Below are 7,708 nucleotides of genomic sequence, written 5' to 3'. Positions count from 1 at the left end.
GGTCCGACCTCCCCTCAAGGGGGAGGTGAGGTTGGGCTATTTCTGCGGCGCCTGGTCGATGATCGATTGCATCGTCTCTTGTGCGTTGGCTATGGCGCCGTCGACATCGTCGCCGAAGAAGACCTCGTTGATCATCTGCGTCCACGGCCCGTTGGCGGAGTTGATCAGGTCGTTGAACACCACCGAATAGGGCGTCTTGCCCTTGGTCATGGCCTCGGCGGCGACCTGGTAGCGCGGATCGAGATCCTTCAGCGCCTCCTTGGCGATGTCGCCGCGCACCGGCAGGCTGCCGTATTTGGCAAGGATGGTCTGGCCTTCAAGCGAATAGGCGAAGTCGAGGAACTCCTTCACCACGGGCAGTTTCGTGGTGCCCTTGGTGACGACGAAATTGTCGCCGCCGGCAAAGGACGACCAGCCGCTGTCCTTGCCCGGCAGGAAGGTGACGCCGTAGTCGATATCGGGATACTGGGTGTTGAGCGCGCCGATGGCGAAGGCGCCGGACGGCGAGATGCCGATATTGCCGGCGGCAAATGCCGCAAAGAAGTTGGCGCCGGTATCGGTCTGCGCGCCCGCCGGCACCAGGTCCTTCTTGACCATCGAGCGGTAGAGATCGATGGCGCCGCGCAGTTGCGGGCTGTCCAGCGTCGCCTTCGAGCCGTCTTCGCTCAGGATGTCGCCGCCCGACGCCCAGATCAGGGGTGTGAAGGTGAAGATGTTGCAGCCGCCGCAATTGCCGGAGAAGTAGAAGCCCTTGATGTTGCCGCCGAGCGCGTTGACCTTCTCGGCATCGGCCGCGATCTCGGCCCAGTTGGCAGGTCCTTTTTCGGGGTCGAGGCCGGCCTGCTTGAACAGCTTCTTGTTCCAGATCAGCACCGAGGCGTCGGCAGAGAAGGGCAGGCCATAGATGTGATCCTTGTAGGTGCCGGTCTTCACATGCGCCGGCGACAGGCTGGCAAAATAGGGCAGGGACTTTGCCCAGTCGGTAATGTCCTCCAATTGGCCGGCTGCGGCGAAGGAGGGCGTGTAGATCAAATCGAGCGACAGCGCGTCGGGCGCCGTGCCGCCGGCGGCCGCGGCGCCGTATTTCGGGATGATCTCGGCATTGGGAATGATGTCGAGTTTGACCTGGTTGGTGTGCGCCTTGTTGTAGGCATCGACGATCCTCGGCATGAAATTCGAGCCGTCGACGCGCACCCAGATGTTGGCCGTCTCGGCGGCGGCAGTGCCGAGACTGCCACCCAGAACGGCAGCGGCCAGGGTCAGTTTGGCAATCAGGTTCCTCATGTTCTCCTCCTCCAAGGTTGGCCGCGGTCCGCGGCTTGGCGCCGATTGCGCGGCGCTTCGTTTTCAGCCACCCGGCGGATGGCCGCATGACTGCCGCACCACCAGCCGGCACGGCAGTTTTCGAATGCCTGGCGCGGCGGGCTTGCCGCCGACCAGCGAAAGCAGGGTCAACCCGGCCTCGCGCCCGAGCGCGACAAGGTTCATGTCGACAGAGGTCAGCGGTGGGCGCGTCGCCTCGGCCACGATCTCCCAATTGTCGAAACCGATGACGCCGACATCACTGGGGACGTCGAGGCCGCGTTCGCGCAGCGCATCGATGACGCCGCGCGCGATCTGGTCGTTGCCGCAGAAGACCGCGTCCGGCCTTTCGCTTTTGCCGTCGAACAGTTGCGCAACCGCCTGGTGACCCCAGGCTTCCGACCAGGAGCCGAGCAGCGGCTCGCTGACCGTCAGGCCGTTTTCGACCAGCACGTCGCGGTAAGCCTGGACGCGCGCGTGCACCACGGCAAAGCTCGCCGGCCCGGTGACATGGGCGATGCGCTTGCGGCCCAGCCGGCAGAAATGCTCGACGGCCAGCCGGGCGCCGCCAACATCGTCCGAGACGAAGGCGACGGCGTCGGGATCTGGCTGCGTGAAGGCATAGATCACCGGGACGCGCAGATTGGAGAGGTCGACGGGCAGATGGCGATCGATGCGCTTGCCGGTGGCGATGATGCCGTCAACGCGCTTGTCGAGCATGGCGTCGACATGCATCTGGCCCAGCCGCGGATCCTCCTCGACATTGCACAGGAACACCGAGACGCCATTGTCGACCAGCGCGTCCGAAATGCCCGACATCAACGGCAGCGAGAAGCGGCCATAGGTATCGTTGGTGAGCAGGCCGACGGTGAAGCTGCGCCGCCGGAGCAGGCTTTGCGCCAGGCTGTTGGGCCGGAAACCGAGCCGCCGGGCGGTCTCGCGAATGCGTTCGCGCGTCTCGGCTGTCATCCGGCCCTGGCCATTGAGCGCCTTGGATGCGGTGGCGACACTGACTCCGGCCTGGGCGGCCACGTCACGCAAGGTGACTGGCTTGGAAAAGACTGGAACAGGCAGATCGTCCGATGGCATCGCGCCGAGATCCTTGGTTGGGAAAAGGTTTTCTCTTACCGAGCCGGATGAGGCCCGGCAGGTGGCCGAGCCCAACGACGATTGCTTGGGAAAACCTTTTCTCAGATGAAGCTAAGCCAGATCGAATCGCTGTTCAAGGGGAAAAGTTGGTTGGCCTCCGCTCCTCTCCTCCGAAATGCAACGCGGGGTAAAAGCAGCCTCGGAAGCGCGTAGGGGAGAAACGTCAATCGCAGTGCTGGAGGCCCTCGGTCGACACGGGGCGGGGCTGCCGCTTGGGCGTGAAGGATCGCAACTCTGCGCCGGAAGCGAGGCCCGGCAAGGTTGGCTGACGAACGCTCTGAAACTCGATGCCGAAAATTCTGAACAATCCCTCGGGATTAACCTTTCCGTAAATATTTGGCCGCTACTTCGACAGCCATGGCCTCGTGGCGGAGCGGCTACGCTGGAGACGGCAAATCTCTGAAGCCTCGGTTCGATCCCGAGGCGAGGCCTCCAAAATTTCGCGTCCCAATCTGCCCCGAGCGCAGTCAGTTCCCGCGAATAGATTGTGTGTTGCGAAGGCAGTACGGACCGGCCGTCAAAGCAGTCCTGTCTTGAATTTGGCATGCAGGCGCTCGCGAAAAGAGTGCTATGGAAGGGAGGCGAGCGTTGTTGCTTCGCTTTTTCCTGACATTCGAGGCCTTTCGTGCGTGAACCGTCGCTGCTGCCCGTTTTTGGAAAACTTGGCCTCAAGACCCCTGTCGCCTTGGCGGCGGCACCAATCTCGCCGGCAGGTGTGCCGCACCTGCGGAAGCTTCTGGCTGCGCATGGCGGCATGGTGCTGAAACTGTCGGTCGTCGCCTGGACGGTGCTGATCCTGGGCGCCGTGTTTTTCACGATGCGAGGCTGACCGGCATGGCCAACCGCTACACGGTGCGCATGGAGCTTCCCCAGAGTTGGAGCATCATCGATGTCTTCACCGGCCAGCCTGCGGTTGTCCGGCAAAAGGTGATGGTCGGGATGGGGCCGCGCGAGGCCGAGGACATGGTCGTGCAGATGAATGTCCGCGACGTTAAACGCCGCGAAAGGGCCGAGCGCAAGACCTGATCGCGGTCAGCGCCAACTCGCCGCCATTTCAGCCGAAATCGGCCGCCGTCAGCACATACATGCTCTTGCGGGTGCGGTCGTAGGCCTTCGACGCCACCTCGCGGATGGCGCTGCTCTCGGTGTCGAATGTCTGGAGATAACCGGCTTCATCGGCAGCAGTGCCCGGCCGCATCTTGGCCATGGCGTCGGCAGCGACGGAAAATGAGATCTGGAACATGCCGTCATGGCCGACGAAACGAATGCGCTGGCCCGCTTCGTCATAGCTGCGGCTGGGGTTGGGGAAGGTGAGGCTCATGTCTTGGCCTCCGTGGCTTTCTTGGTCGCCCGCTTCTTCTTCGGCGTAGGATTGAGGGCCTCGGCGACACGATCGGCCTCTTCCTTGGCCAGCCGAAGCTCCCTCAGCCTTGCCGTCTTGATCTCCCTGGCTCTTGCCTCGGACATATATTCGGCGGTCGCCTTGTTTTTCTCCGCTGTCTTCTTCTGCTTGTCGACAAAGCGGGCTTCAGCTTTTTCCATGATCGTCTGATTGCCTTCGGCCATCGAAGAAATCTCCCTTGTGCCTGAAATCGTGAAAGTGAACTTGTCCGATAAATAGGCACTCGATCGGCAAAATTCAATCTTTTGAATTATTTGACATTCTGCGGATATCACGAAACGGCCAGCTGAAATAATACTTTTGAATATTTAATTTGGCCCGCGAATAATTTTTGGCACTCCTATCTATCGAGTGCCAACGCGTCTATAGAGGAGGGGCGTGGCCGCCTGTGCCGGCCCCAGAAAGAAAGTTCCCATGAAATTTCGGCCACTCCACGACCGCGTCGTCATTCGTCGCGCCGAAGGCGATATCAAATCCAAGGGCGGGATCATCATCCCCGACACTGCCAAGGAAAAGCCGCAGGAGGGCGAAGTCATCGCCGTCGGCCCTGGCGCACGCGACGAAAACGGCACGCTTGTTCCGCTCGACGTCAAGGCCGGCGACTTCATCCTGTTCGGCAAATGGTCGGGCACCGAGGTCAAGATCGACGGCGAGGACCTTCTGATCATGAAGGAAGCCGACATCATGGGCGTTATCGACAAGAGCGAGACGGCCGCAACCGACAAGACCGTGGCCGCCAAGAAAGCTGCCTGACCTCATTTTCTCCGAACGAACTGGATAAAAATCATGTCTGCCAAGGAAATCAAATTCTCCACCGACGCGCGCGACCGCATGCTGCGCGGCGTCGAGATCCTCACCAATGCGGTGAAGGTCACGCTCGGCCCCAAGGGCCGCAACGTCATCATCGACAAGGCCTATGGCGCGCCGCGCATCACCAAGGACGGCGTCACCGTCGCCAAGGAAATCGAGCTTGCCGACAAGTTCGAGAACATGGGCGCCCAGATGGTGCGCGAAGTGGCCTCGAAGACCAACGACCTCGCCGGTGACGGCACCACCACCGCCACGGTGCTGGCCGCCTCGATCCTGCGCGAAGGCGCCAAGCTGGTCGCCGCCGGCATGAACCCCATGGATTTGAAGCGCGGCATCGACCAGGCGGTTTCCGCCGTGGTCAAGGAAATCCAGGCGCGCGCCAAGAAGGTCAAGTCGTCGGCCGAGATCGCACAGGTCGGCACCATCGCCGCCAATGGCGATGCCAGCGTCGGCGAGATGATCGCCAAGGCGATGGACAAGGTCGGCAATGACGGCGTCATCACCGTCGAGGAAGCCAAGACGGCCGAGACCGAACTCGACGTCGTCGAAGGCATGCAGTTCGACCGCGGTTATCTCTCGCCCTATTTCGTCACCAATGCCGACAAGATGCGCGTCGAGTTGGAAGAGCCCTACATCCTCATCCACGAGAAGAAGCTCGGCAATCTGCAGGCGATGCTGCCGATCCTTGAAGCGGTGGTGCAGAGCGGCAGGCCGCTGCTGATCATCTCCGAGGACGTCGAGGGCGAGGCTCTGGCGACGCTGGTCGTCAACAAGCTGCGCGGCGGCCTCAAGGTCGCGGCCGTCAAGGCGCCGGGCTTCGGCGATCGCCGCAAGGCAATGCTGGAAGACATCGCCGTGCTGACATCAGGCCAGATGATCTCGGAAGACCTCGGCATCAAGCTCGAAAACGTCACCATCGAGATGCTCGGCCGCGCCAAGCGTGTGCTGATCGAGAAGGACACCACCACGATCATCGACGGGGCCGGCACCAAGGCGACCATCCAGGCGCGCGTCGCCCAGATCAAGGGCCAGATCGAGGAGACGACCTCCGACTACGACAAGGAAAAGCTGCAGGAGCGGCTGGCCAAGCTCTCCGGCGGCGTAGCCGTCATCCGCGTCGGCGGCGTCACCGAGTCGGAAGTCAAGGAAAAGAAGGACCGCATCGACGATGCGCTGAACGCCACCCGCGCGGCGGTCGAGGAAGGCATCGTGCCCGGCGGCGGCGTGGCTCTGCTGCGTGCCCGCTCGGTGCTTGGCGGCCTGACCGGCGCCAATGCCGATGTCACGGCCGGTATCACGATCGTGCTGCGAGCGCTTGAAGCGCCGATCCGCCAGATCGCCGAGAATTCCGGCGTCGAGGGCTCCATCGTCGTCGGCAAGCTCACCGACAGCAAGGACCACAATCAGGGTTTTGACGCCCAGAACGAGGTCTATGTCGACATGATCAAGGCAGGCATCGTGGATCCGGCGAAAGTGGTGCGCACCGCACTGCAGGATGCCGGCTCGATCGCAGCCCTCCTGATCACCGCCGAAGCGATGATCACCGACATCCCGGCCAAGGATGCCGCGCCTGCGGGTGGCGGCGGTGGCGGCATGGGCGGCTACTAAAACCCAGGACTTGTTCGACCTGTTTGAGATGTGAATGGCGGCCCCCGATCGGGGCCGTCATGATTCTCAAGATGATCCATCGCAAAGTTTACGCATAGCTGCCTTGCCGACCGGCTCAGCGCCGGGAGGCAATCCTGATCTTGCGGCTTTCGGAGAGGACGCAATCCACGCTAGACTGTCCAGGCGGCCGTCTGGTTGCGGAGCTCGCCGGACTTTGGCAAGCGATCGGACGAACCGCCACCCCCTATACGGAGACACGTTCATGTTTGCGGCCAAGGCCATCGACACCTCAGACAAGGCCGCGTTCTACCGCGACCTCGCCACTCAGCTTAAGGCGCTGCTCGACGGCGAGCGCGATTCGATCGCCAACGCCGCCAACACCGCAGCACTCATCTTCCAGATGGTGCCGGACCTCAACTGGGCCGGGTTCTATTTCCTGCAATCGGACGAGGAAATGGTGCTCGGGCCGTTCCAGGGCAAGCCGGCCTGCGTGCGCATCGCCGTCGGCAAGGGCGTGTGCGGAACGGCGGTCGAACTCGGCACCTCTATGCTGATCAAGGACGTGCATGATTTTCCCGGCCACATCGCCTGCGATGCCGACTCGCGCTCGGAACTGGTGGTGCTGCTTGAGGACGATGAAGGCGTCTTCGGCGTGCTCGATCTCGACAGCCCGCTGCCCGGCCGCTTCGACAAGGCCGACCAGGCCGGCATCGAGACGCTGGCGGCGATCTATGCCGCGTCGAGTTCGTTCGAGGACTGAGGCCCGGTTTAGACTAGGTGAATTTCACCAGCATCAGGCTGAAGCAGCCGATGAACAGGAAGGCCGAGAAGGCGAGCGCCAGCGGGCGCAGGCCGCGCGAGCGCAGCTGCGAGATGTCGGCCTGCAGGCCCATGGCGGCCAGCCCCATGGTCAGCATGATGGTGGTGGCGAGCGCCATTGCCGACTTCACCTCGGCTGGCACCGGGACGAGGCTGTTCAGCGCCACGATGGCGACAAAGGCGGCGACGAACCACGGCATGGGCGGCCGCGCCGCCACCTCACTGCTGCTCCTGCGGCGCGCCATCAGGCCGAGCGCGACGACCATCGGCGCCAGCATGGCGACGCGGGTCAGCTTGGCGACGGTAGCGATCTCGCCGGACTGGGTGCCGTTCTGGAAGCCAGCGCCGATGACTTGCGCCACTTCATGGATCGAAGCACCGGCCCACAGGCCGAAAGCGTGCTGGTCGAGGCCGAGCATGGCGACGGTGCCGAACAAGGTGATCGAGGCGACGGCGTAGGTGACGTCCTCGTCGCGCGCATCGGTGACGATGTTGGTGGCGACGATGGCCGAGGCGCCGCAGATCGAGGTGCCGGCGGCGATCAGCTGCGCCAGCTTGGCGTCGACGCCGATCAGCCGACCGAGCGTAATGGTGAAAACGAAGGTGGCGCCAAGCGTG

At 62.9% G+C, this 7,708-nt stretch carries 10 protein-coding genes; 5 read left to right on the top strand and 5 right to left on the bottom strand.

The features are described 5' to 3' along the window. Positions 1 to 36 precede the first annotated feature (36 nt). Both EN984_RS14925 and EN984_RS14920 read right to left on the bottom strand, forming a co-directional pair. The gene (locus EN984_RS14925; protein WP_127273261.1) at positions 37 to 1,284 is read right to left on the bottom strand and encodes a sugar ABC transporter substrate-binding protein; all 1,248 of its coding nucleotides are present in this window, start codon (positions 1,282 to 1,284) and stop codon (positions 37 to 39) included. 63 nt (positions 1,285 to 1,347) lie between these two features. Further along, positions 1,348 to 2,391, bottom strand: a complete 1,044-nt coding sequence (locus EN984_RS14920; RefSeq protein ID WP_127272522.1) for a LacI family DNA-binding transcriptional regulator — start codon at positions 2,389 to 2,391, stop codon at positions 1,348 to 1,350. Positions 2,392 to 3,076: 685 nt separating this feature from the next. Between EN984_RS14920 and EN984_RS14915 the strand changes: the two genes are divergently transcribed. Continuing rightward, complete coding sequence (locus tag EN984_RS14915; protein ID WP_127269696.1) at positions 3,077 to 3,280, top strand: hypothetical protein; 204 nt, start codon at positions 3,077 to 3,079, stop codon at positions 3,278 to 3,280. Between the two features lie 5 nt (positions 3,281 to 3,285). Next, positions 3,286 to 3,477, top strand: coding sequence for a hypothetical protein (locus EN984_RS14910; RefSeq protein WP_127269694.1), 192 nt, complete (start codon positions 3,286 to 3,288; stop codon positions 3,475 to 3,477). Between the two features lie 28 nt (positions 3,478 to 3,505). Here the strand turns inward: EN984_RS14910 and EN984_RS14905 are convergent, their stop codons facing one another. Both EN984_RS14905 and EN984_RS14900 read right to left on the bottom strand, forming a co-directional pair. Beyond that, positions 3,506 to 3,772 (bottom strand): DUF1488 domain-containing protein, encoded by a 267-nt coding sequence (locus EN984_RS14905; protein WP_127269692.1) that lies wholly within the window; start codon positions 3,770 to 3,772, stop codon positions 3,506 to 3,508. Continuing rightward, a complete protein-coding gene (locus EN984_RS14900; protein WP_127269690.1) occupies positions 3,769 to 4,017 on the bottom strand; it encodes a hypothetical protein in 249 nt (82 codons plus the stop codon). Before EN984_RS14900 ends, EN984_RS14905 begins: the two co-directional genes overlap by 4 nt. Positions 4,018 to 4,267: 250 nt before the next feature. On the opposite strand from EN984_RS14900, the gene EN984_RS14895 reads away from it, so the two are divergent. The 3 genes from EN984_RS14895 (at position 4,268) to EN984_RS14885 (ending at position 7,031) form a co-directional block, all read left to right on the top strand. Further along, on the top strand, positions 4,268 to 4,606 hold the full coding sequence (locus EN984_RS14895) for a co-chaperone GroES (protein WP_127269688.1): 339 nt from the start codon (positions 4,268 to 4,270) through the stop codon (positions 4,604 to 4,606). A 33-nt stretch (positions 4,607 to 4,639) separates the two neighbouring features. After that, a complete protein-coding gene (gene groL / locus EN984_RS14890) occupies positions 4,640 to 6,271 on the top strand; it encodes a chaperonin GroEL (protein WP_127255944.1) in 1,632 nt (543 codons plus the stop codon). 262 nt (positions 6,272 to 6,533) lie between these two features. Beyond that, complete coding sequence (locus EN984_RS14885; RefSeq protein ID WP_127271638.1) at positions 6,534 to 7,031, top strand: GAF domain-containing protein; 498 nt, start codon at positions 6,534 to 6,536, stop codon at positions 7,029 to 7,031. A 13-nt stretch (positions 7,032 to 7,044) separates the two neighbouring features. On the opposite strand, the gene EN984_RS14880 is transcribed toward EN984_RS14885, so the two are convergent. After that, the coding region (locus tag EN984_RS14880; protein WP_127383805.1) for a putative sulfate exporter family transporter at positions 7,045 to 7,708 on the bottom strand (664 nt) is incomplete at its 5' end.

This window comes from Mesorhizobium sp. M7A.F.Ca.CA.004.12.1.1, from assembly GCF_003997835.1.
In the GTDB taxonomy this organism is placed as follows: Bacteria; Pseudomonadota; Alphaproteobacteria; order Rhizobiales; family Rhizobiaceae; genus Mesorhizobium.
Note: the sequence above shows the minus strand (reverse complement) of the source record. Positions and strands in the feature narration are given on the sequence as shown.

Excerpts from the sequence above, each read along its gene's own strand:
- EN984_RS14925 (WP_127273261.1), bottom strand. The coding sequence starts at position 1,284 with ATGAGGAACCTGATTGCCAAACTGACCCTGGCCGCTGCCGTTCTGGGT.
- EN984_RS14920 (WP_127272522.1), bottom strand. The coding sequence starts at position 2,391 with ATGCCATCGGACGATCTGCCTGTTCCAGTCTTTTCCAAGCCAGTCACC.
- EN984_RS14910 (WP_127269694.1), top strand. The coding sequence starts at position 3,286 with ATGGCCAACCGCTACACGGTGCGCATGGAGCTTCCCCAGAGTTGGAGC.
- EN984_RS14905 (WP_127269692.1), bottom strand. The coding sequence starts at position 3,772 with ATGAGCCTCACCTTCCCCAACCCCAGCCGCAGCTATGACGAAGCGGGC.
- EN984_RS14900 (WP_127269690.1), bottom strand. The coding sequence starts at position 4,017 with ATGGCCGAAGGCAATCAGACGATCATGGAAAAAGCTGAAGCCCGCTTT.
- EN984_RS14895 (WP_127269688.1), top strand. The coding sequence starts at position 4,268 with ATGAAATTTCGGCCACTCCACGACCGCGTCGTCATTCGTCGCGCCGAA.
- groL (WP_127255944.1), top strand. The coding sequence starts at position 4,640 with ATGTCTGCCAAGGAAATCAAATTCTCCACCGACGCGCGCGACCGCATG.
- EN984_RS14885 (WP_127271638.1), top strand. The coding sequence starts at position 6,534 with ATGTTTGCGGCCAAGGCCATCGACACCTCAGACAAGGCCGCGTTCTAC.